At 28.9% G+C, this 21,305-nt stretch carries 24 protein-coding genes; 16 read left to right on the top strand and 8 right to left on the bottom strand.

The genetic code is table 11. The features are described from left to right. Nucleotides 1-2: 2 nt before the first annotated feature. Both L8X38_RS07300 and L8X38_RS07295 read left to right on the top strand, forming a co-directional pair. A complete protein-coding gene (locus L8X38_RS07300) occupies nucleotides 3-2,348 on the top strand; it encodes a heavy metal translocating P-type ATPase (RefSeq protein ID WP_263661671.1) in 2,346 nt (781 codons plus the stop codon). After that, nucleotides 2,345-2,560 carry a cbb3-type cytochrome oxidase assembly protein gene (locus L8X38_RS07295; protein ID WP_263661670.1) on the top strand — a complete coding sequence of 72 codons (216 nt, stop codon included), beginning with the start codon at nucleotides 2,345-2,347 and terminating at the stop codon, nucleotides 2,558-2,560. Before L8X38_RS07300 ends, L8X38_RS07295 begins: the two co-directional genes overlap by 4 nt. Nucleotides 2,561-2,571: 11 nt before the next feature. Here L8X38_RS07295 and L8X38_RS07290 read toward each other — a convergent pair whose 3' ends face one another. Further along, nucleotides 2,572-2,877, bottom strand: coding sequence for a c-type cytochrome (locus L8X38_RS07290; RefSeq protein ID WP_133319851.1), 306 nt, complete (start codon nucleotides 2,875-2,877; stop codon nucleotides 2,572-2,574). A 30-nt stretch (nucleotides 2,878-2,907) separates the two neighbouring features. Here L8X38_RS07290 and L8X38_RS07285 point away from each other — a divergent pair, with 30 nt between their 5' ends. Genes L8X38_RS07285 through gmhA form a run of 4 tightly spaced genes read left to right on the top strand, consistent with a single transcriptional unit; the run spans nucleotide 2,908 to nucleotide 6,388 of the window. Further along, nucleotides 2,908-3,522: a D-glycero-alpha-D-manno-heptose-1,7-bisphosphate 7-phosphatase gene (locus L8X38_RS07285; protein WP_412175443.1), complete on the top strand. Its 615-nt coding sequence runs from the start codon at nucleotides 2,908-2,910 to the stop codon at nucleotides 3,520-3,522. Continuing rightward, entirely contained in the window at nucleotides 3,519-4,472 is a 954-nt protein-coding gene (rfaD, locus tag L8X38_RS07280; RefSeq protein ID WP_263661668.1) for an ADP-glyceromanno-heptose 6-epimerase, read from the top strand. Before L8X38_RS07285 ends, rfaD begins: the two co-directional genes overlap by 4 nt. Continuing rightward, a complete protein-coding gene (gene rfaE1, locus L8X38_RS07275; protein ID WP_263661667.1) occupies nucleotides 4,465-5,838 on the top strand; it encodes a D-glycero-beta-D-manno-heptose-7-phosphate kinase in 1,374 nt (457 codons plus the stop codon). Before rfaD ends, rfaE1 begins: the two co-directional genes overlap by 8 nt. Continuing rightward, nucleotides 5,828-6,388, top strand: coding sequence for a D-sedoheptulose 7-phosphate isomerase (gene gmhA / locus L8X38_RS07270; RefSeq protein WP_263661666.1), 561 nt, complete (start codon nucleotides 5,828-5,830; stop codon nucleotides 6,386-6,388). The genes rfaE1 and gmhA overlap by 11 nt, the downstream gene beginning before the upstream one ends. 7 nt (nucleotides 6,389-6,395) lie before the next feature. On the opposite strand, the gene pyk is transcribed toward gmhA, so the two are convergent. The 6 genes from pyk to L8X38_RS07240 all read right to left on the bottom strand — a co-directional run bounded on the left by pyk (nucleotide 6,396) and on the right by L8X38_RS07240 (nucleotide 11,798). Beyond that, nucleotides 6,396-7,847 carry a pyruvate kinase gene (pyk, locus tag L8X38_RS07265; RefSeq protein WP_214114012.1) on the bottom strand — a complete coding sequence of 484 codons (1,452 nt, stop codon included), beginning with the start codon at nucleotides 7,845-7,847 and terminating at the stop codon, nucleotides 6,396-6,398. A gap of 12 nt (nucleotides 7,848-7,859) precedes the next feature. Beyond that, nucleotides 7,860-9,206 (bottom strand): FAD-dependent oxidoreductase, encoded by a 1,347-nt coding sequence (locus tag L8X38_RS07260; RefSeq protein WP_263660760.1) that lies wholly within the window; start codon nucleotides 9,204-9,206, stop codon nucleotides 7,860-7,862. Between the two features lie 110 nt (nucleotides 9,207-9,316). Continuing rightward, nucleotides 9,317-9,940, bottom strand: coding sequence for a type III pantothenate kinase (locus L8X38_RS07255; protein WP_133319858.1), 624 nt, complete (start codon nucleotides 9,938-9,940; stop codon nucleotides 9,317-9,319). After that, nucleotides 9,927-10,259 (bottom strand): hypothetical protein, encoded by a 333-nt coding sequence (locus L8X38_RS07250; RefSeq protein ID WP_263659799.1) that lies wholly within the window; start codon nucleotides 10,257-10,259, stop codon nucleotides 9,927-9,929. Before L8X38_RS07250 ends, L8X38_RS07255 begins: the two co-directional genes overlap by 14 nt. Nucleotide 10,260: 1 nt before the next feature. After that, nucleotides 10,261-11,256 (bottom strand): hypothetical protein, encoded by a 996-nt coding sequence (locus tag L8X38_RS07245; protein WP_133319860.1) that lies wholly within the window; start codon nucleotides 11,254-11,256, stop codon nucleotides 10,261-10,263. Continuing rightward, the gene (locus tag L8X38_RS07240; protein ID WP_133319861.1) at nucleotides 11,253-11,798 is read right to left on the bottom strand and encodes a hypothetical protein; all 546 of its coding nucleotides are present in this window, start codon (nucleotides 11,796-11,798) and stop codon (nucleotides 11,253-11,255) included. Before L8X38_RS07240 ends, L8X38_RS07245 begins: the two co-directional genes overlap by 4 nt. A 146-nt stretch (nucleotides 11,799-11,944) precedes the next feature. Between L8X38_RS07240 and gatC the strand changes: the two genes are divergently transcribed. From gatC to L8X38_RS07200, 8 genes are read left to right on the top strand one after another with little or no spacing between them, the layout of a single operon-like run. Further along, complete coding sequence (gene gatC / locus L8X38_RS07235) at nucleotides 11,945-12,232, top strand: Asp-tRNA(Asn)/Glu-tRNA(Gln) amidotransferase subunit GatC (RefSeq protein WP_133319862.1); 288 nt, start codon at nucleotides 11,945-11,947, stop codon at nucleotides 12,230-12,232. A gap of 21 nt (nucleotides 12,233-12,253) precedes the next feature. Next, nucleotides 12,254-12,823 carry a CvpA family protein gene (locus tag L8X38_RS07230; RefSeq protein WP_263661665.1) on the top strand — a complete coding sequence of 190 codons (570 nt, stop codon included), beginning with the start codon at nucleotides 12,254-12,256 and terminating at the stop codon, nucleotides 12,821-12,823. Continuing rightward, nucleotides 12,813-13,268 (top strand): Fur family transcriptional regulator, encoded by a 456-nt coding sequence (locus L8X38_RS07225; protein WP_043019516.1) that lies wholly within the window; start codon nucleotides 12,813-12,815, stop codon nucleotides 13,266-13,268. Before L8X38_RS07230 ends, L8X38_RS07225 begins: the two co-directional genes overlap by 11 nt. 11 nt (nucleotides 13,269-13,279) lie before the next feature. Further along, nucleotides 13,280-14,782 (top strand): lysine--tRNA ligase, encoded by a 1,503-nt coding sequence (gene lysS / locus L8X38_RS07220; protein ID WP_263661664.1) that lies wholly within the window; start codon nucleotides 13,280-13,282, stop codon nucleotides 14,780-14,782. Then, nucleotides 14,783-16,024, top strand: a complete 1,242-nt coding sequence (locus L8X38_RS07215) for a serine hydroxymethyltransferase (RefSeq protein WP_133319865.1) — start codon at nucleotides 14,783-14,785, stop codon at nucleotides 16,022-16,024. It begins immediately after the preceding gene. Further along, nucleotides 16,021-16,566, top strand: coding sequence for a DUF1882 domain-containing protein (locus L8X38_RS07210; RefSeq protein WP_133319866.1), 546 nt, complete (start codon nucleotides 16,021-16,023; stop codon nucleotides 16,564-16,566). The genes L8X38_RS07215 and L8X38_RS07210 overlap by 4 nt, the downstream gene beginning before the upstream one ends. An 18-nt stretch (nucleotides 16,567-16,584) precedes the next feature. Further along, nucleotides 16,585-17,391: an SPOR domain-containing protein gene (locus L8X38_RS07205; protein ID WP_263661663.1), complete on the top strand. Its 807-nt coding sequence runs from the start codon at nucleotides 16,585-16,587 to the stop codon at nucleotides 17,389-17,391. Beyond that, nucleotides 17,388-18,170: a shikimate dehydrogenase gene (locus L8X38_RS07200; protein WP_263661662.1), complete on the top strand. Its 783-nt coding sequence runs from the start codon at nucleotides 17,388-17,390 to the stop codon at nucleotides 18,168-18,170. Before L8X38_RS07205 ends, L8X38_RS07200 begins: the two co-directional genes overlap by 4 nt. Here L8X38_RS07200 and dnaJ read toward each other — a convergent pair. Then, on the bottom strand, nucleotides 18,167-19,288 hold the full coding sequence (dnaJ, locus tag L8X38_RS07195) for a molecular chaperone DnaJ (RefSeq protein ID WP_263661661.1): 1,122 nt from the start codon (nucleotides 19,286-19,288) through the stop codon (nucleotides 18,167-18,169). The genes L8X38_RS07200 and dnaJ overlap by 4 nt on opposite strands. 115 nt (nucleotides 19,289-19,403) lie before the next feature. Here dnaJ and L8X38_RS07190 point away from each other — a divergent pair, with 115 nt between their 5' ends. Both L8X38_RS07190 and L8X38_RS07185 read left to right on the top strand, forming a co-directional pair. Beyond that, complete coding sequence (locus L8X38_RS07190) at nucleotides 19,404-20,075, top strand: response regulator transcription factor (protein WP_066006696.1); 672 nt, start codon at nucleotides 19,404-19,406, stop codon at nucleotides 20,073-20,075. Further along, nucleotides 20,072-21,304, top strand: a complete 1,233-nt coding sequence (locus tag L8X38_RS07185; protein WP_220567174.1) for an ArsS family sensor histidine kinase — start codon at nucleotides 20,072-20,074, stop codon at nucleotides 21,302-21,304. Before L8X38_RS07190 ends, L8X38_RS07185 begins: the two co-directional genes overlap by 4 nt. Nucleotide 21,305 lies beyond the last annotated feature (1 nt).

Below are 21,305 nucleotides of genomic sequence, written 5' to 3'. Positions count from 1 at the left end.
AAATGAGATGTAAGCATTGCCAATTAAGCTTTAAACAAGAACAAATGATAGAAAAAAATGGAAATTATTTTTGTTGTAAAGGCTGTGAAAGTGTATATGAAATTTTACAAGAGAATAATTTGGAGGAATTTTATGAAAAACTTGGTAATCAAACTTTAACCCCAGTAACAATAGAATATAGTATTAAAGACTATGAAAAATACATACAAAAAACAAAAGAAGGTTTTAGTGAGGTTTTTTTGCTAATAGAAGAAATTCATTGTGCAGCCTGTGTTTGGCTTAATGAAAAAATTCTCATTAAAAGCGAAGGAGTGATAGAGGTTGATATTAATTCTATTACCCATAAAGCTAGAATTGTTTTTGATGAAAAAAGTATTAATCTAGTAAAAATTATCCAAAATATAGAAAGTATAGGCTATAAGGCTAGTGTGTATTTACCTACAAAAAATGAACAAAGAGCAACTCAAACCAAAAGAGATTTTTATGCGAAATTAATAGTTGCTATAGCTTGCGTAATGAATATTATGTGGATATCTGTAGCTAAATATGCTGGGTTTTTTAGTGGTATGGAAGCTGATATTAAAGATATTTTACATTTTGCTGAATTTTTACTTTGTACTCCTGTACTTTTTTACACAGGCTCGATTTTTTATAAAAATGCCTATTATGCTTTGAAATTTAAAAGTGTTAATATGGACACTTTGGTAATTAGTGGAGCAAGTTTAGCTTATATATATTCAGTGTGGGCAATGTTTTCAAGAGCTTCACAGGTATATTTTGACTCTGTGGCGATGATTATTTGTTTTGTTTTTATAGGAAAGTATTTAGAGCTTTTAAGTAAGAAAAAAGCCCTTGATACGCTCGATCATTTGAGATCATTTTTAGGTAATGAAGTAAGGGTATTAAAAAATGAAAAAATAGAAAATATTGATGTAGAAGAGGTGCAAATAGGAGATATTATAGAGTTAAAAGAAGGTGATAGGGTTTTAATAGATGGAGTGTGTATTAGTGGTAATATTAGTTTAGATATGTCTAGTTTAAGCGGAGAGAGCTTACCACTTGATGTGCAAAAAGATGATATGATTTATTCTGCTTCTTTGGTTTTAAGCGGGAATACTTTATATAAAGCAAACACACTTTATAAGGATTCTAAATTAGCTAGGATTATTAATTTACTTGAAAACTCTAGTTCAAAAAAAGCCAAAATAGAAAAAATGGTACAGCAAGTAAGTAAGTATTTTTCACCTATTATCTTAACTTGTGCTTTGCTTTGCTTTGCTTTTACTTTTTTTGTACTAAATTTGGGTTTTGAAGAGGCTATGATACGCATGGTTTCTGTGCTAATCATAGCTTGTCCATGCGCTTTGGCTTTGGCTACTCCGGTGAGTTCTTTAGTAGCAATTAGTGCTGGTTTGAAAGAAAAAATTTTATTCAAAGAAGCAGGTGTTGTGGAGGATTTGAGTAAGTGTAATGTGGCTGTATTTGATAAAACAGGGGTTTTAACAAAGGCTAGTTTAGAAGTTAAAAAAAGCTTTTTGGATGAGAGGTTAGATAAAAATGAGTTATTAAATTTCTTACACCTGACTAACCACCCAGTGGCTAAAAGCATTTTGAAATTTTTAGATGAAAAAATTGATAGCAGAATAGAATTTGAAAAAGTTCAAAATTTTCAAGCAAGAGGTTATAAAGCCTTTTTGGGTAAAGATGAATTTTTGGGAGGAAATGAGAAATTTTTCAAAGAAAATCATATGCAAGTACAAGAATTTCAAACTACGCATTTTATATTTGCTAAAAATAAAACTATATTAGCAGTTTTTGAATTAGAAGATAGTATGAGAGAAAGCTCTGAAGAGTTGATCGAATTTATGAAAGAATGCAAAATGCAAATTTATATGTTAAGTGGTGATAATTTATCTGCTGTGAGTAAGGTAGCTGAAAAATTAAAAATAAATCATTTCAAAGCTTCATGTATGCCAGAAGATAAAATGCAAATAATAGCTAACTTAAATCAAACAGGTAAGGTTTTAATGGTAGGAGATGGGGTAAATGATGCTTTAGCACTTTCTTATGCAGGTGTTGGGGTTTCTTTAAAAGAAGGTTCTGAGCTTGCTATGGAAAATAGTGATATTATATTGTTAAAAAACGACTTAAAAAGCTTGCAAAAGGCTATACAAATAGCTAAAAAAACTTATCAAATTATTAAACAAAATTTAGCTTTTTCTTTATTTTATAATGCCTTGAGCATGCCTTTAGCTTTTTTTGGTTTGATTAATCCTTTAATTGCAGCTTTGTCAATGTCTTTTAGTAGTATAATAGTGATTTTAAATGCTTTAAGGATTAAAAAATGAATGGTGTTTTAATAATGATGATAGGTGTTTCTATGGTTGCTTTATTTTTGGCAATTTGTGCTTTACTTTGGGGGATCAAAAATAAGCAATTTGACGATGATTATAAATTTACTACTTTAAATGATAGCGAAGAAGCTTTAAATGATGCAGTAATTTTGGAAAAAAGAAAAAAAGAAGCTTTGGAAAAGAAAAATCAAGAAAAACAGCCATAAAGGCTGTCAAATTATTTTTTTAAGCTCTCGATGTATTCTTCAATTGCTTTAAAATCTGCTTCTGTTAAACCTTTAAGGTTAATCTTCATGATTGCACCTTGGCCATAAGCATTTCTTTTACCTGCTGCATAATCTTTCATGTATTGTAATCTTTCAGCTGCAGTTAAAGTATTTAAAGCAGGAACTTTGTTAAGATAAACTTTATCTGCTTTAGCACCATGACATACTGCACATTTTTTATAAAGTGTAGCACCATCCGCAGCAAAAGCTGAAACACTAAGACATGCCAAAGCTGATAAAACAAGTAGCTTTTTCATTGTATCACTCCTATATAAATTGAAAATAAAATGTTTTTAATTATATGCTTTTTTTATTTAAAGTCGCTTAAAAAACTTTTTTACTTGATAAATTATAAAATCTTAAAAAAAATTCATTATAATTTTTTCATGAAAACAAAGGCGTTATTTTTAGATAGAGATGGGATTGTTAATATAGATAAAAAATATGTTCATAAGATTAGTGATTTTGAATTTTGTGATGGTATTTTTGAACTTTGTGAATTTTTTCAAAAGCAAAATTTTTTAATTTTTGTAGCTACTAATCAATCAGGTATTGCAAGGGCTTATTATAGTGAAAAAGATTTTGAAATTTTAAGCTCGTATATGCTAGGTGAGTTTTTGAAAAAAGGCATTAAAATAGAAAAAATTTATCACTGCCCACATTTAGAAAATTGTGAATGTCGTAAGCCAAAACCTGGCATGCTTTTAAAAGCACAAAAAGAATTTTATATAGATTTTTCACAATCTTTTTTTATAGGGGATAATTTAAGTGATATGCAAGCTGGAATCAATGCTGGTATAAAAAATCTATTTTTGATTAATAAAAATTATAATGATAATAAAAACTATAAGGTCTTTAAAAATTTAAAAGAACTTTTGTATTATTTAAAGGATAGGAAATGAAAATTGTGATAACAGGTGGAGCAGGTTTTATAGGCTCTGCTCTTGCTCTAGAACTTCAGGATAAACATGAGGTTTTGATTGTGGATAAAATGCGATCAAGTGCTACTTTTGAAAATGGAAATTTAGAAAGTTTTGGTCATTTTAAGAATATTTTAGATTTTGAAGGTGAGCTTTATGTGGGCGATATTAATGATGAAAAAACTTTAAAAGTTATAAAAGCTTTTAAACCTGATGTGATCTTTCATAAGGCTGCAATTTCAGATACAACTGTTTATGATCAAAACAAAGTTTTAAAGACCAATTTAAACACTTTTAAAGATTTTATAGAACTTGCTTTGGAACTTAATGCGAAATTAATCTATGCAAGTTCAGCCTCAGTTTATGGAGATGCTCCAAGCCCGCAAACTGTAAATTTAAGTGAAGCCCCTAAAAACCCTTATGCATATTCAAAATTAATGATGGATAAATTAGCAAAAAAATATTTTGATAAAATGCATATAGTTGGGCTTAGATATTTTAATGTATATGGCAAGGGAGAATTTTTTAAAAATAGCACTGCTTCTATGATTTTGCAATTTGGACATCAAATTTTAGCGGGTAAAAGTCCGTGTTTGTTTGAAGGAAGTGATCAAATTTATCGTGATTTTGTGTATATTAAAGATGTTGTGAGTGCAAATTTACAAGCTTTAGAAGCAAAAAGTGGAATTTATAATGTAGCTACAGGTAAAGCAAGAACTTTTCAAGATATAGTAGATATTTTGCAAAAAGAATTAAACACTAATTATCCTTGTGAGTATATTCCTAATCCTTACAAAAATTCTTATCAATTCCATACTCAAGCAAAATTAGATGAGAGTTTTTCATATAAAGCTAAATTTAGTCTTGAAGAGGGTGTAAAAGATTATTTAGATGAGATCAAAAGGCTTTATGAAAAGGAAGTAAATGTTTGATTTTTTAAGTTCTAAAAAGCCAAAAATTTTAGTTGTCGGGGATTTTATGGTAGATCATTATATATGGTGTGATTGCACTAGAATTTCTCCAGAAGCTCCTGTAATGGTGATGAAATCACAAAAAGAAGATAAAAGACTGGGTGGAGCTGGTAATGTATATGCAAATTTAAAAAGTCTTGGTGCTGAGGTTTTTGCTCTAGGACTTGTGGGTGATGATGAGAGTGGGAGGTTTTTAAAAGAGAATTTAAATGCAAAATTATTAGTAGAAAAAGATAGAAAAACCCCTCTTAAGAGTAGAGTTTTATCACATTCTCAGCAAGTTTTAAGACTTGATGATGAGAATGATTTTGATACTAAATTAGAAGATGAAATTATCCAAGAGTATAAAACAATCGCAAAAGATTATGATGCGATTGTTTTGAGTGATTATGCCAAAGGGATTTTAACTTCAAAAGTAACAAAAGCTTTGATAGAGCATGCAAATACTTTAAATTTACCTATTTTGATTGATCCAAAAGGAAGTGATTTTAGCAAATATCAAAATGCAACCTTGCTAACTCCAAATAAAAAAGAAGCTATTCAAGCTTTGGGTGTAGAAAAAATTGATAATTTAGAAAAAGCTTTGAAAAAATTAAAAGATGATTTAAATTTAGCTTATTCTATTATAACTTTATCTGAAGAAGGAATAGCACTTTTTGATGAGAAATTACATATTATTCCCGCAAAAGCTTTGGAGGTTTATGATGTAACAGGAGCTGGAGATAGTGTTATAGCTATGCTTGCTTATGCTTTAGCCTTAAAAGTTGATATTGTAAAAGCATGTGAGTTAGCAAATGATGCAGCAGCTGTTGTGGTGGCAAAAGTAGGAAGTGTGAGTGTAAGTTTAGAAGAGATTAAAAATCTAAAAAAAGCTTCTTTTGAAGATAAAATTAAAAGTAAAGAAGAGCTTGTGAAGTTGATACAAAATCAAAAAGTAGTTTTTACCAATGGATGTTTTGATATTATGCATTATGGTCATATAAAATACCTTGAAAAAGCTAAAAAACTAGGAGATATCTTAGTTGTAGGTTTAAATTCAGATGAAAGCGTAAAAAAACTAAAAGGAAACTCAAGACCTATAAATTTAGAATTCCAACGCGCATGTATGCTCGCGAGTATGTATTTTGTAGATTATGTAGTGATTTTTAATGATGATACTCCTTATGAACTGATAGAGTTTTTAAAGCCTGATGTGCTAGTTAAAGGAGCTGATTATAAAGGCAAAGAAGTAGTGGGTTCAAATTTAGTAAAAAAAGTAGAATTAATTGACTTTGAAGATGGATTTAGTACTACTAATATAATTAATAGGATTGCAAATGATAAATAAAATTGAAAAGGAATTTATTCAACATCAAAAAACTTTAGAGCAAAGTTTGAATTTAAAAGAGCAAATTGCTACGGTTGCTCAAGAATTAAAAGTGTGCTTGAAAAGTAGTGGGAAAATTTTAATTTGTGGAAATGGTGGAAGTGCTGCAGATAGCCAACATTTTGCAGCTGAACTTAGTGGAAGATATAAAAAAGAAAGAAAGGCTTTAGCTGCTATTGCTCTAAGCACTGATACTTCTGCTTTAAGTGCTATAGGAAATGACTATGGTTTTGAATTTGTTTTTTCAAGACAAGTTGAAGCTTTAGCTAGCAACAATGATGTATTGATTGGAATTTCTACTAGTGGAAAAAGCCCAAATGTGATCAAAGCTTTTGAAAAGGCCAAAGAAATTGGCACTAAATGTATAGGGCTTAGTGGAAAAGGTGGTGGAGCGATGAATGCATTATGTGAGCATAATATAATCATCCCAAGTGATGATACGGCCAGAATTCAAGAAATGCATATTTTAATCATACACTGCTTATGTGATCTAATAGAAGAAGAATATTAAGTTTGGGTTATTTTCCCAAACTTAAATAATATTCAATTTGATCTTTTTGTAAAATTCTAATTAAATTTGTACTTCCTGCAACACCTACTGGAAATCCTGCAGTAAGGGTATAAACCCCATCTTTTTTCATAAGGCCTTTTTCAACTCCAAGTTTTACAGAATTGCTTAAAAGTTCTGTTAAATTTTCATGCTTTTCTATCAATATAGCAGGTTGAACTCCCCAGACTATACTTAAAAAATTTAAAGCTTTTTTGGAATGAGTAATAGCTATGATATCCATTTTTGGACGATACCTTGCTGTTTTAACCGCAGAAGCACCACTGCTTGTAATGGTAAAAATTGCATTTGCATTTAAATCAGTAGCTAATTGTGTGCTTGATTTGGCAATGATATCAGTTTCGTTAAAACATTTAAAATTTTCAAATTTTTCATAAGGATAGTTTTTTTCTGTTTCAATGATAGTTTGAGTCATAATATCAACTGCATTTGCCGGATCAATCCCCACCGCACTTTCTTCACTAAGCATAACCGCATCGGTACCATCAAGTACAGCATTAGCAACATCTGAAATTTCAGCTCTTGTGGCAGTTTTGGATTTTGCAAGCGAAAAAAGCATTTGAGTGGCAGTGATTACAGGTTTATTGGCTTCATTAGCTTTTTTAATGATGAGTTTTTGTATATTTGGCACTCTATAATAAGGCACTTCAATGCCTAAATCTCCTCTTGCCACCATTATACCATCGCTGCTATTTATAATTTCATCGATATTTTCAACAGCATCAAATTTTTCTATTTTTGCAAAAATAGCAATTTTGGCATTATTTTCATCAAGTATTTTTTTAACTTCATCAATATCATGAGCATTTTGTACAAAAGATATAGCTAAAAAATCAACATCGTTTTTAATGCCCCATGCAAGATCGTCTTTATCTTTTTGAGTTATAACATCGATATTGATTTTTGTATTTGGAAAATTAATTCCTTTATTTGAACTAAGCACCCCGCTATTTTCTACTTGGGTTTGGATAAAATCTTTTTCAACTTGTATAACTTTAGTTTTAATAGAGCCATCACAAAGATAGATGTATTCTCCCACTTTTAGCATAGAAAGAATTTCGGGATGATTAATACAGACTTTATAATGTTCATTAGAAAGTTTTTCGCCTTCAAAAGTATCTTTGTAAAAGTCTAGTCTATCTCCACTTTTTAGCTCAAAAGCTTCTGGAATTTTTAAGGTTCTAATTTTTGGCCCGCTAATATCTTGTAAAATTCCAATCCTTGCATTAAGTTCAGCTGCTACTTTTCTAATGGTGGCTAGATTTTGACTATGATATTCATGAGTTCCATGTGAGAAATTTAAGCGAAAAACATTCACTCCATTAATAATCATTTGTCTTATTGTAGTTTCATTTTCACTTGCTGGCCCAATTGTTGCGACTATTTTTGTTTTTTTTAACATTTCCTATCCTTTTTATAGCAGTTCACTAGTAAATAAATCTTCATTAAAATTAGCACCCAAGTATTGACAAATAAGTTTTGCATCTCTATAACCATTACCAAGACAACTCGTAGCACCTGGGCTTGGTGTCATATTAAAAATTATACCCGGAATTTCAGTGATGCTGGCCTCTCCAAGCATTAATTCTCCTGCTTTTTTATCAAGCACTTGAGGGCGTACCCCGCCAAAGTTTTTAGCATAGTAAATATCATCTGTTTTTAAACTAGGAACTATTTTTTTAGCATCTTTTACAAAAAGTTTTTTGTTGATATAAGGAATTTCAAATAAATAATTATAAAGAATATAATTTCTAATAGTAGAATCTTTAAAAAGATTAAAACAAATTTTAATTACATTCATATCAAGATTAAGTGTTTTAAAAAATTCAGGTAAAGATTTAAAGCCATGGTATCTTTCTAGCATAGGAATAACTAAAGCAGTAGGACCAAAACGGGTGTTCATGTTAGTTAGTAAATCAGGATCGCCATGTAATGCAGCAAATGGGAGTTTTGGATTTTGCACCATATAAACCTTACCATTTAAAATTTTTCTTTTTGCCATGTAAAAACTTCCTGCAACAGGAAAGCAAGATTTGTCTAAACCTATACCCATTTTATGTGCTAAAAATAACGAGTGTGCGCCTGCATTGACGATAATGGATTTTGCACTATATTCTTTAAAATCTCTTGTTTTTATATAAAAAATATCATCTTTTTTTTCTATAAACACAACTTCTTGATTGTAAGCAACATGAGTATCTTTACCTTGTTTGCAAGCTTGCTCTATGAGATTTTGACTCATAAGTCCAAAATCTACTGTGGTATAAATTTCACCTTCTTCTACACCCATAGCTACTATATTATCCGCCCTATCATTGACACCATCTTCACCTAAAACAACATTTGGTTCTATTTGTTTGATTTCATTTTTTGTGTAAAATTTAATATAAGGATATAATTCTTTAAATTCTTCATATCTATTTTTCATATATTCACATTCTTTTTCCCCAACTGCAAGTGCAAGTTTTTGGTGTGAATACATGAATTTATTTTGTGCATTTTGCAAGAGCCCATATTTTACAATCATATCTGCTGTTTTTTTAACTTTTTTTGCTTTTTCCAAGGTATAGTTAGTTTCTATATCACCGCAGTGGATGGTTTGTGAATTACTTGTGCTGTGACTATTTAATGTTGCAGCGTTATTGTATTTTTCTAATAATGCAATACTTTTAATATCAGTATATCTTGCTAATTCGTAAAATGCTGCAGCACCAGAAATCCCACCGCCAATCACTACGGCATCAAAGTGTTTTCGATCCATTATCATCAATTCCTTTTGTGTATGTTTGATTTTGCTAATAATATCAAAATATAGTTGTTTTGAGTTTAAATAAAGCTTATAATTGAAAAGCCAAAGATATGGTTAATCTTTTAAAGTATAAAATTTTCACAAACAGCTTTTTTCATACCTCTAAAAATCAAAAATTTATCATAAATTGCATAATCAAAAAAATTTGCAAGAAATTGCCCATCGCCACCTGTAAAATATAACTTTTTATCATATGCACTATCTTTTATAAGTAAATATATACTTTTAAAAACTCCATAACTTAAAGCATCAATAGTTCTTTGGGGAAAGGCATCAAAGTTTATTTGAGTGTTAAGTTCGTGTTTTAAGCGAGAAGAAATACTAGCAAAAGATTTTTTGTAACTTTCAATACCAGGCAGGATAAATCCTCCAAGATGGATTGAATTTGAAACAATATCCACAGTTATTGCAGAGCCAGCATCAACTACTACCCCATCTTCTATGGTATAGCAAGCTGCTATTCTATCAACTCCTAAATTCTTATAAATAGTATCAAAATTAAAATATGGAGCAAGGTTAATAAATAAAGGATTTTGCTTTAATCTTTGCTCTAAATTTGGATTAACATTGATGTAAAACACTTTTTGTGTCGGCTCATACTGTAAAAATTGTTCTATGCTCATAGAATGAAATTTTTGCTCATTTAAAAAACTTGCAGTTGTATTACCAATATCACACAAAAGCATAACTTTGAATTCCTTTGGTGAATAAATATTCTTTTGCTTTTGAGCAAATTAGAGATTGATGAAAAATAAAATGATTTTTAAATTTTAAATTTAAAATTTGACTTATATTTTGAAAAATATTTTCAAATTCTAAACCCTCTTTTTTTAAAATCTTACTTTTTGCAAAAGAAAATAAAAATAAACAATATTGTTTTTTTGTATTTTCTCCATAAAAGCAAATTAGTTTTTTCTTTTTGCTAAAAGCATGGATATCCAAGGAATTAATATTTTTTAAAATAATTCCATGCTTAATAAGAATATCGCTTAGTTCTTGATTCATTTTAATTTAATTGTAAAACTTTATTGTGATAGAAAAATTTACCATTAGCCATAAAACTTTTTTTATCAATAGCTTCATTTAATTTATATACGGTAAAATCTTTCAGATTTGTATTTAATTTAATTAAATAGCCAGTTTTTTCAAATATATACAAAGAATCATTATATAATGTGCTTTTGGAAAATAAAGCAAATTGAAATTTTATTTCATCAATTTTTCTAAGATTATAATCATTTTTGATAACTCTTCCATCTTTTGTTAATATAAAAATTTCTTTATCATTAATATTTACTTCTTTAATGTTTTCGTTTAAGTATAAAGTTCTATTTGGTGTTACAACGATGATTTTTTGTGCTGTTGCGGCAACCATTGTATCATTTTTAACATGAAGATAGATGATATTATTAAAAAATTCTTCGCTACTTACTAAAATTTCTTTACTAACTTTTAGTGTACTTTTGTTAAGTATGGCTAATTTTCCATTAAGCATAGGGTATATGATAATGGTATTTAAAAAATAAGGATTAGCATAGCGACTATCTTGAGCATAAGCAGTACCTAAATTTTGTAGCATTCTTATACCAAGATTTTTATTAGCATACACTAAAGTATTACTTGCTAAAATCAAAGCTATATCATCCCCGTCTACATTAGCACTTACTACACTTTCGTTAAATTTATGAGAAAATAATTCTTCACCTTGTAAATTTAAAATTTTAAAATTCCCATCATTATCAGCTATAAGAATTTCTTCTTGACGGATATTTAAAATATTATAGTTTTTATCTATTTTTAAAGCAGTAATATTTCCTTTATTGTCTATGAAAGTATTATTGTTTAACTGAGCAATGTTGTTGTTAAAATTAACTATTTTTCCATTAATATTTTTAGAATTATAAGGAAGTTGTTCTAGTTGTGTTGGTTGATAGTATTCCCTTTTAGTGCCACAAGCACTAAAAAATATTAAAGTAATAATAAATAAATAAAAATGCTTCATTTTATTCCTTGATAGTGTTTTAAGCTTGTGATGATTTGCCATAAAGGAGAATTTATAGGTATTTTATTAAATTCAACATCTGCGTTTTTAAAATCATTTTGTTTTAAAAATTCAAAACCTATTAATAGAGTATTATAATCTTTTAGAAAATCTGATTTTTGATTATTTTGGGCAAGCACTATTTGTTTTAACAAAGGATCTATATTAAGACTCAAGGTTTGATTAAGATCTTGATTATTTTGACCCATAATATATATGGTGTATAAATTTGCATTTTTTTGCTTTAATTCCTCAATTAATTTTTGATCTGAAGGATTTTTTAATAGATTATTAAAAATGATATTACTTTCTTGGATATTTTTTTCTTGTTTTATATTATAAATATAACTTCCACTAAAATAAAGAACTAAAAGAGCAATAAGAGCAATAAAATAATATTTGTATTTTCTTATAAAGCGTTCTGATTTGATAAAATTTTCCATCATTTGCTCTTGAGAGCTTAATTCTTCTTTTACTGCTTTCAAATTTTCTTTTAAAGCCATATTTTTCCTTTATTAATATAAAAAATGTTATTTTGTAATTTTAAAGTCTATAATTGTAACATATAAAAATGAAAAAATAAATTATTTTATGTTATAATTTTCAATCTAAACCAAAGAGTTTTATAAAATTAAAATTAAGGTAAATGATGCAAATTGATGATAAATTATTAACTAAACTTGAAAAGCTAAGTGCTCTAAAAATAGCAGATGAAAAAAGACAAGAACTAGAAGAGCAATTAAGCCAAATTGTTAATTTTGTGGAAAAATTAGATGAATTAAAACTTGATGATATAGAAGCCATGACTAGCACAACAAATGGTGGAACCTTATTGAGAAATGATGAGAGTAAAAAATCTGATGTGATAGATACGATAAGCAAGCATGCTCCAAATTCTCAAGATGGATTTTTTATAGTCCCTAAAATAATTGAATAAAATATTTGGAGTTTAGCGTAGATGGAAAATTTTTCGTGGTTTGATGTTTTTGTTTTAGGTTTGACTGTAATTTTAGGCTTAAAAGGCTTGGTGAGTGGCTTATTTAAAGAAATTTTTGGTTTATTGGGTATAGTTGGTGGGGTTTTACTTGCTTCAAGATATGCTAAAGAGGTAGCAGAGATTATCAATAATAATTTTTATGCAATTGAAAATGAAAATCTTGCTATTTTTGCAGGTTTTTTAGTTTTGTTAATCGTGATATGGATAGCATGTGTGGCCTTGGGAAATATATTATCAAAAATGTTTAGCATGAGTGGTCTTGGTTTTATAGATCGTATAGGTGGATTTTTATTTGGAAGTGCTAAAATATTTTTAATTTTTGCAATTTTAGTTGCTTGTATTAATAATATAGAATTTTTAAATTCAAGTTTAGAAAAATATGCAAACAATAGTCATACTTTAAATTTACTTAGAAAAACAGGTGAATTTATAATGAATACTGATTTTACTCAAAATAGTTTAGAAAAAATAGAAGAAAGAATTAAAGATTCTAATATAAGTCTAAATTCGGAGGTAAATAATGCAAATTGAAAATATAGAATATGATGTTTTACTTGAGCGCTTTAAGAAGACACTTAAGGATAATGGCTTAAAATATACCAAACAAAGAGAAGTGCTTTTGAAAACTTTATATAATAGTGATATGCATTATACCCCAGAAAGTTTGTATGTGGAAATCAAGCAAAAAAATCCTGAATTAAATGTAGGAATTGCTACAGTTTATAGAACTTTAAATTTATTAGAAGAATCGGGCATGGCTACTTCTATATCTTTTGGAGCTTCAGGGAAGAAATTTGAACTCGCAAATAAACCCCATCATGATCATTTAATTTGTAAAAGTTGTGGAGAAATAGTTGAATTTGAAAATTCTATTATTGAGCAGCAACAAATGTTAATAGCAAAAGAATATAATTTTAAATTAACAGGACATTTAATGCAACTTTATGGCTTATGTCCACAATGTAGTAAAAAATAAAGGTAAAATTAATGTTTGATAATATTTTAGAACAACAAAAAATTCAAAAAGCGCAAGAATTAAAAAAGCTAGGAATTAATCCATATCCACATTTTTTGAAAAAAGAAATGAGTATAGTTGAATATAAAAATAAATTTGCATACATTAAAGATACGGAAAATCAGCGTGATGAAAAAGTATATGGAGTGTTAGCAGGAAGATTAAAACTTCTTAGAATAGCTGGTAAATCGGTATTTGCCAATATAGAAGATGAGCAAGATAATATTCAAATTTATTTTAATCAAAATATTTTAGGAGAAGAATACTTTGCTATTTTAAAAAAATATCTTGAAGTAGGGGATATTGTTTTGGTTAAAGGTTTTCCTTTTATGACTAAAACAGGAGAATTTAGTCTTCATGTAGAGCAAATTCAAATAGCTACAAAAGCCATAGTGCCTTTACCGGAAAAATATCATGGGCTTACTGACATTGAGCAAAGATATAGAAAAAGATATCTTGATATGATTATGAATAGTGAAGTAAGAAAAGATTTTATTTTGCGTTCTAAAATTGTTTCTTACATTAGATCTTTTTTTGATAATAAAGGATTTTTAGAGGTTGAAACACCAATGATGCATCCTATTGCAGGAGGAGCAAATGCAAAGCCTTTTGTGACTTATCACAATGCTTTGGGCGTGGAAAGATTTTTAAGAATAGCTCCAGAATTATATCTAAAGCGTTTGATTGTAGGTGGTTTTGAGGCAGTTTATGAGATTAATAGATGTTTTAGAAATGAAGGGATGGATTTAACGCACAATCCTGAATTTACTACAATTGAGTTTTATTGGGCTTATCATAATTATCATGATTTGATGGATTTAACAGAAGAGCTTTTTGCTATGCTTTTGGATAAATTAAATTTAGGTAAAAAGCTCGAATTTGATGAAAAAATAATTGATTTTTCTAAGCCATTTGAAAGAATTACTTATAAAGATGCGTTAAAAAAATATGGTGGTTTAGATGATGAGCTTATTAATAATAAAGAATTAATTTTAGAAAAATTAAAAAAAGATGGCTTTGAAGCCAATGAAAAATTAGAATTAGGTCATTTGCAAGCTGAACTTTTTGATAATTATGTTGAAGATAAGTTGATTAATCCCACTTTTGTAATAGATTTTCCTGTTTCTATAAGTCCTTTGTCTAGAAGGAGTGACAAAGATAAGGATATTGCTGAAAGATTTGAATTGTTTATCGCGGGTAGAGAGATTGCTAATGGATTTAATGAGCTTAATGATCCGCTAGATCAATATGAGAGATTCTTAAAGCAAATTGAAGCTAAAAATGCAGGTGATGAGGAAGCATGTGAAATGGATGAAGATTTTGTTAATGCATTGGGCTATGCTATGGCACCAACTGCAGGTGAAGGTATAGGAATAGATAGGCTAGTCATGCTTTTAATTAATAAAAAATCAATTCGTGATGTAGTGCTTTTCCCAGCTATGAGGCCACTTAAAAATGAGGTAAAAGGAGAGTAAATGTTGGAAAATTTTGATAAAGAAATTTTTGATTTAACCCAAAAGGAGTTAGCAAGACAATGTGATGGTCTTGAAATGATAGCAAGTGAGAATTTCACTATACCAGAAGTAATGGAAGTAATGGGGAGTATTTTAACAAATAAATATGCAGAAGGCTATCCTGGTAAAAGATATTATGGTGGATGCGAATTTGTAGATGAAATTGAGACAATTGCTATAGAAAGATGTAAAAAACTTTTTAATTGTAATTTTGCCAATGTACAGCCTAATTCAGGTTCTCAAGCAAATCAAGGTGTATACATGGCATTGTTAAATCCTGGTGATAGAATTTTGGGTATGGATTTAAGTCATGGGGGGCATTTAACTCACGGTTCTAAAGTAAGTTCTTCTGGAAAAGTTTATGAAAGTTTTTTTTATGGGGTAGAGCTTGATGGGAGAATTAATTATGATAAAGTTAGAGAGATAGCAAAAGAAGTTAAGCCAAAACTTATTGTTTGTGGTGCTAGTGCTTATCCTAGAGTGATTGATTTTGCTAAATTTAGAGAAATAGCAGATGAGGTTGGCGCATATTTATTTGCTGATGTTGCGCATATTGCAGGATTGGTTGTAGCAGGTGAGCATCCTAGCCCGTTTCCCTATGCTCATGTTGTAAGCTCTACAACACATAAAACTTTAAGAGGTCCAAGAGGCGGGATTATTATGAGTAACGATGAAGAAATTGCCAAAAAAATCAATTCTGCAATTTTTCCGGGCATTCAAGGTGGTCCATTAATGCATGTAATTGCCGCCAAAGCTGTTGGATTTAAATATAACTTAAGTGATGAGTGGAAAATTTATGCTAAGCAAATCATTAAAAATACTGCTACCTTGGCTCAAGTTCTAATAGATAGAAAATATGATTTAGTTAGCGGTGGTACTGATAATCATTTAATTTTATTAAGCTTTTTAAATAAAGATTTTAGTGGTAAAGATGCAGATTTAGCTTTAGAAAGAGCAGGTATTACAGCAAATAAAAATACGGTTCCAGGGGAAACTAGAAGTCCATTTGTAACGAGTGGTTTAAGACTTGGAACAGCAGCTTTAACAGCAAGAGGTTTTAAAGAGGAGCAAATTGCTATTGTTGCAAATTATATAGCTGATATTTTGGATGATATACAAAATACAAAACTACAAGAAGAGATTAAAGTTAAACTGAAAAATTTGGCAAGTAATTTTATTATTTATGAAAGGGCTTTATTTTGATTACAACTATGGATTTGGCTTTAATTAAAATGGTTACAAGCCATTATTATATTAAGCGTAATGCTATAATTAACAAATATGAGCATAAAGGTAGAATTTTTTTTGATAAATTCGAAAAAGTAAATGCTCCTTTGACAGCTAATGTTATACAGGAACATATGGAAAAAAAAATTATTGTAGCACACTCTTTGATTAATAGTTTTGATAAGGTTGAAAATATTGTATTTGATTACAATGGTTTTAACGCAGAGCGTTTTTGGCATAGAGCACAGCTTGTTTTAAGGGAAGAAGGTTTTATAAATTTTACTGCCTATAAAACAAGAACTAACAATCATTTGCATTTGTATATCCATAAAGGACATACTACTTTTAATGAAGCATGCTCTTTGGGATCAAAATTATCTTTGCTTTTTTCTCAAAAAATGCCTGTAGAGTGGAAAGTTTTTCCTAGTATGGATATACCTAAGGAATTTAATATTTTAACTTTACCTTATGAGGTTTATCAAAAAGAGCGTGGCGCTTCTTGGTCTAAACATATGTAATTTTTGAAAGGATGAAAAATGGAAGAAAACAACAAAAATGAATTTGATGATATTATCTTGCAAAAAAGCAATAAAAGTGAAAAACTTAAAAAAATTTTACTCAGATCGATTATTTTAATTATTGTGTTTTTGGTAGTAATGATAGCAATGAAGTTAATTAATGATCCAGGCGAGGAAAAATCACTACAAATGCCATCAGAGCCACAAGAGCAAGCTTCTTATGAAAATAATTTTAATTCTTTGCCTATTACGGATAATACTAAAGAAGAGGATGAATTTGAAGCTTTAGCTAGAAAATTGAAAGAAGAAAGTTCATTGGCTGATGCAAATAATACCATAGAGGAAAAACAGGAAATTCCAAGCAATAGTGTATTAGATCAAATTACATCAACAGAACCAAAAGAAGAACCAGCTAAGGTGGAAGAAAAACAAGAAGAGATTAAGCCTGTAGAAAAATCTATAGAAAAACCAATTCAAAAACCTTCTGAAAAATCAAAAACTAATGTTGTTGAAAAGCCAAAAACCCCAGAGCAAAGCAATGCAAATGAATTGTTTGAGAGTATAAAAACCCCAAGTATTCAAACACAACTTCCTGCAGGTGCTTATATTCAAGTTTTTTCTTTAAATAGTCTTGATCCTAAATCAAAAGAATTAAATATACTTAAAGAAAATGGATATGAATATAAAATTTACAAAACAACAGTAAATGGCAAAGAACTTACAAAAGTTTTAGTTGGGCCTTATAAAGAAAGCGAATTAAAAGCTGAATTGGAAAAGGTGCGTTCTAAAATCGCAAAAGGTGCTTTTACTTTTAGAGTAAAATGAAAATTTTCACAGTTATAGGTGATCCTATTGTGCATTCTAAATCTCCAAGAATGCACAATAATGCTTTACAAGTTCTTAAAAAAGACGCAATATATACAAGATACCATTTAAAAAATAAAGCAAAATTAAAAGAAATTGTTCAAAAATTTGATGGAGCAAATATTACTATACCTTTTAAAGAAGAAGCGTATAAAATTGCAGATTTTTGTGATGAAAGTGTTAAGCAAATAGGATCTGCCAATACTTTAATAAACAAAGATGGTAAAATTTATGCTTGCAATACAGATTATTTGGGATTTTTAAAAGCAATTGAAAATTTTTTTTCTATTAAAAATGCTTTGATTTTAGGTGCTGGTGGCACCGCTAAAGCTTTAGCTCATGCTTTAAAATCTATAAATATTGAAGTTGCAATAGCAAATCGCTCTAGTGTTAGATTTAAAAATTTAAATAATTATCCATGTTTTTTATATGATCAACTTGATTTAAATACACAATTTGATTTGATAATAAATACGACTAGTGTGGGTTTACATGATGAAAGTTTACCTTGTGAAGAAAGGATTTTAAAAAATATTTTTCAAAAAGCTAAGTATGCTTTTGATGTTATTTATAGTAGAGAAACATCTTTTTTAAAGTTGGCACGAGAAAATGGATTAAAAATAAAAGATGGCACGCAAATGCTTTTATGGCAAGGTGTTTTTGCTTTTGAGCTATTTTTAGAGTGTCAAAAAACAGAAGAAATTTATAAAGCCATGGAGATGGCTTTAAAACTTCCTTAGTGACTAAACCAAGATTTGATTTTGTCAAACAAGCTTTCTTGTTCTATAAAAGCTTCCTCATTTTCTAAGCCAAAGCTTTTTTCAAGTTGCAATAGTAGATTTTTTTGTTCATCAGTAAGTGTTTTTGGAAATTTTATTTCAATTTGTACAATATGCGAACCAAGTTTTCCATTGTGAATATTTTTAACACCTTCATTAGCTAATTCAAATTTTTGTTTATCTTTTGCACCCACTGGAAGTTTAAGATCAGCTTCTCCTCTTATGGTGGAAATTTTAATTGTCTTTCCAAGAGCAGCTTGGGTAAAAAATACAGGTACTATGGTATATATATCATCATCATGTCTAATAAATTTATTATCATCTTCTACAACGATTTTGATATACAAATCACCTCTTTGAGAAGAATTTGGAAGCTTATTTGCTTTGTTTTGCACTCTAAGACTCATACCACTATCAATACCTTCTGGTATATCAAGTTCTATATGATCTTTTATTTCTTCATAACCATTTCCATGGCATGTCTTACACTTATTTTTTATTATTTTCCCACTGCCCTTACAATGATCACAAGTTTGTACAAAAGTCATAAAACCTTGTCTAACACCAACTTGTCCTTTTCCTCCACAATGAGAACAAATATCTTCTTTTCCATTTTCTGATCCACTACCATTGCATATTTTACAAAATGTTTTATAGGTAAAATCAATTTCTTTTTTGCAGCCAAAAACAGCCTCTTTGAAGCTAATCTTTACCGCTATTTTTAAATCATGTGGATATTTATTTCCTCTTTCTTTTTTACGCGTTGAGTTTCCAAAACCAAATCCATCTCCAAAAAAACTTGAAAATATATCCCCTAAATCAACATCTCCAAAACCACCAAAACCACCGGTTTGTCCTTTTAATCCTTCTTTGCCGTATCTATCATATATACTTCGCTTTTCATCATTGCTAAGTACTTCATAAGCTTCATTGACAAGTTTAAATTTTTCTTCAGCTTCTTTATCTCCTTGATTTCTATCAGGATGATATTTTAATGCCATTTTTCTATAAGCTTTTTTTATAGTTTCTTTATCTGAAGTTTGAGAAATTTCTAATATTTCATAATAATTAAGTTCCACTTTTTTCCTCTCTTGAAAAATTAATATTATAATTTTAGCAAAAAAATAAATGAATAGTTAAATTATGTGTTATAATATTAAGTTTGTAACATATTTTCACTAATAAGGGGTAGAGATGATTAATGTTTTAATGATCGAAGATGATCCAGATTTTGCAGAGTTTTTAGCAGAATATTTGGCCCAATTTAATATCAAAGTTACTAATTATGAAGATCCGTATTTGGGAATGAGTGCTGGTATAAAAAATTATGATTGTTTAATTCTTGATTTAACTTTACCTGGACTTGATGGTCTTGAAGTTTGTCGCGAAATAAGAGAAAAATATAGTATTCCTATTATTATTTCTTCAGCTAGAAGCGATTTAAGTGATAAAATTGTAGGACTTCAAATAGGTGCGGATGATTATTTGCCAAAGCCTTACGATCCTAAAGAAATGCATGCAAGAATTATGAGTTTAATCCGTCGTTCAAAACGCGTAAATGAAACTCCTGAAAAAATAATCAATTCAGCTTTTAAAATTGATGAAAAAAGACATGAGATTAGTTACAATGAAGAGGTTTTAATTTTAACTCCTGCTGAATATGAAATTTTAAGTTATATGATAAGACAACATGGATTTTCAGTTAGCAGAGAGCAGCTTGTGTATCACTGCAAAAGCTTAAAAGATAAAGATTCTAAAAGTTTAGATGTAATTATTGGTAGGCTTAGAACTAAGATCGGCGATAGTTCGAAGGCACCAAAGCATATTTTTTCAGTTAGAGGGATAGGATATAAATTAATAGGATGAAAGTAACTATTAATCTTAAGATTACCGTTCTTTTTGCAACGGCTTTTTTGTTTGTTTGTGCTTTGTTTGTGCTCTTGGGTAAGGTTCAGGTTGATTCTTATTTAACCAATGAGCAAAATAGACAAAAAGAAATTGTAGAAAAAATTATATATAATTTAGAAAGAAAAGAAGGTTTTTCAATTCATGATTATCTTCTTTCTAAGTCTTTTAAAATAGTTGAAAATGAACGCAGTGCAAAACATATAGTTGCAAAAGGTGAAAAGGTGCTTAAGGTTAATTCTGCTTACGGTAGTTTTTCTTCTATTATTTACCATAATCAAATTTTTTTTTATGTTGAACAAGTTAATTTAAAGCAGCTTTATGAGCTAAATGCATCTACGCGTTTAGAGTATTTGTTTTTACTAAGTTTCTTTTTTAGTTTGATTTTGATTATATTTTTATATTTTTCTGTTTTAAGATCTTTAATGCCTTTAAAAATTTTAAAAAAGAAAATTAAAAATATTAGTGCTGGAAAAATAGAACCTTTATCCGAATATTCACAAATTAATGATGAGATTTCAGAAATTTCTTTTGAATTTGATCATGCTATTAATAAAATACAAGAATTAGTAAAATCAAGACAATTTTTTTTAAGAATGATTATGCATGAACTTAAAACACCTATTGGAAAAGGTAGGATAGTTTGTGAGATGCTAGACAATCAAAAACAAAAAGACCGCTTAGTAGCGATTTTTGAAAGACTTGAATTATTGATTGATGAATTTGGTAAAATTGAAAAAGTTTTATCTAGAAATTGCCAACTAAATTTGCAAACTTATCATTTGAGCTTAATTTTAGAGCAGGCTGAAGATTATCTCATGAGAGATGATTTTTATCAAAAAGTTAAGATTTCTTACAAAGAAGATACTATGATTGTTGCTGATTTAGAACTTTTTTCCTTAATGCTTAAAAATTTGATTGATAATGCTATTAAATATTCTGACGATAAAGCTTGTGAGATTATATGTTCAGGGGACTATGTAATTGTTAGAAATAAAGGGGTTCAACTTAAAAAAACTTTTGATTATTATTTGAAACCTTTTGTAAGAGAACAAAATACTCAAGTTGAAGGTATGGGATTGGGGCTTTATATTATCAATAATATTTGCAATCTTCATGGTTATAATTTAACTTATAGTTATGAAGATGGTTATCATATTTTTAAGATTGTTTTTTCAAGGTTAAAATGAC

This window comes from Campylobacter sp. CNRCH_2014_2452 (assembly GCF_025772865.1).
Classification (GTDB): domain Bacteria; phylum Campylobacterota; class Campylobacteria; order Campylobacterales; family Campylobacteraceae; genus Campylobacter_D; species Campylobacter_D lari_D.
Note: the sequence above shows the minus strand (reverse complement) of the source record. Positions and strands in the feature narration are given on the sequence as shown.

Bases quoted from the DNA above. Each gene is read 5' to 3' on its own strand.
- L8X38_RS07300 (WP_263661671.1), top strand. From the start codon at position 3: ATGAGATGTAAGCATTGCCAATTAAGCTTTAAACAAGAACAAATGATA.
- gatC (WP_133319862.1), top strand. From the start codon at position 11,945: ATGCAAATTGATGATAAATTATTAACTAAACTTGAAAAGCTAAGTGCT.
- L8X38_RS07190 (WP_066006696.1), top strand. From the start codon at position 19,404: ATGATTAATGTTTTAATGATCGAAGATGATCCAGATTTTGCAGAGTTT.
- L8X38_RS07240 (WP_133319861.1), bottom strand. From the start codon at position 11,798: ATGGCTTTAAAAGAAAATTTGAAAGCAGTAAAAGAAGAATTAAGCTCT.
- L8X38_RS07285 (WP_412175443.1), top strand. From the start codon at position 2,908: ATGTTTTTAATTATATGCTTTTTTTATTTAAAGTCGCTTAAAAAACTT.
- L8X38_RS07295 (WP_263661670.1), top strand. From the start codon at position 2,345: ATGAATGGTGTTTTAATAATGATGATAGGTGTTTCTATGGTTGCTTTA.
- L8X38_RS07250 (WP_263659799.1), bottom strand. From the start codon at position 10,259: ATGAATCAAGAACTAAGCGATATTCTTATTAAGCATGGAATTATTTTA.
- lysS (WP_263661664.1), top strand. From the start codon at position 13,280: ATGTTTGATAATATTTTAGAACAACAAAAAATTCAAAAAGCGCAAGAA.
- L8X38_RS07245 (WP_133319860.1), bottom strand. From the start codon at position 11,256: ATGAAGCATTTTTATTTATTTATTATTACTTTAATATTTTTTAGTGCT.
- L8X38_RS07255 (WP_133319858.1), bottom strand. From the start codon at position 9,940: ATGCTTTTGTGTGATATTGGTAATACAACTGCAAGTTTTTTAAATGAG.
- pyk (WP_214114012.1), bottom strand. From the start codon at position 7,847: ATGTTAAAAAAAACAAAAATAGTCGCAACAATTGGGCCAGCAAGTGAA.
- L8X38_RS07185 (WP_220567174.1), top strand. From the start codon at position 20,072: ATGAAAGTAACTATTAATCTTAAGATTACCGTTCTTTTTGCAACGGCT.
- gmhA (WP_263661666.1), top strand. From the start codon at position 5,828: ATGATAAATAAAATTGAAAAGGAATTTATTCAACATCAAAAAACTTTA.
- L8X38_RS07215 (WP_133319865.1), top strand. From the start codon at position 14,783: ATGTTGGAAAATTTTGATAAAGAAATTTTTGATTTAACCCAAAAGGAG.
- L8X38_RS07225 (WP_043019516.1), top strand. From the start codon at position 12,813: ATGCAAATTGAAAATATAGAATATGATGTTTTACTTGAGCGCTTTAAG.
- rfaE1 (WP_263661667.1), top strand. From the start codon at position 4,465: ATGTTTGATTTTTTAAGTTCTAAAAAGCCAAAAATTTTAGTTGTCGGG.
- L8X38_RS07230 (WP_263661665.1), top strand. From the start codon at position 12,254: ATGGAAAATTTTTCGTGGTTTGATGTTTTTGTTTTAGGTTTGACTGTA.
- L8X38_RS07290 (WP_133319851.1), bottom strand. From the start codon at position 2,877: ATGAAAAAGCTACTTGTTTTATCAGCTTTGGCATGTCTTAGTGTTTCA.
- L8X38_RS07260 (WP_263660760.1), bottom strand. From the start codon at position 9,206: ATGGATCGAAAACACTTTGATGCCGTAGTGATTGGCGGTGGGATTTCT.
- rfaD (WP_263661668.1), top strand. From the start codon at position 3,519: ATGAAAATTGTGATAACAGGTGGAGCAGGTTTTATAGGCTCTGCTCTT.
- L8X38_RS07200 (WP_263661662.1), top strand. From the start codon at position 17,388: ATGAAAATTTTCACAGTTATAGGTGATCCTATTGTGCATTCTAAATCT.
- L8X38_RS07205 (WP_263661663.1), top strand. From the start codon at position 16,585: ATGGAAGAAAACAACAAAAATGAATTTGATGATATTATCTTGCAAAAA.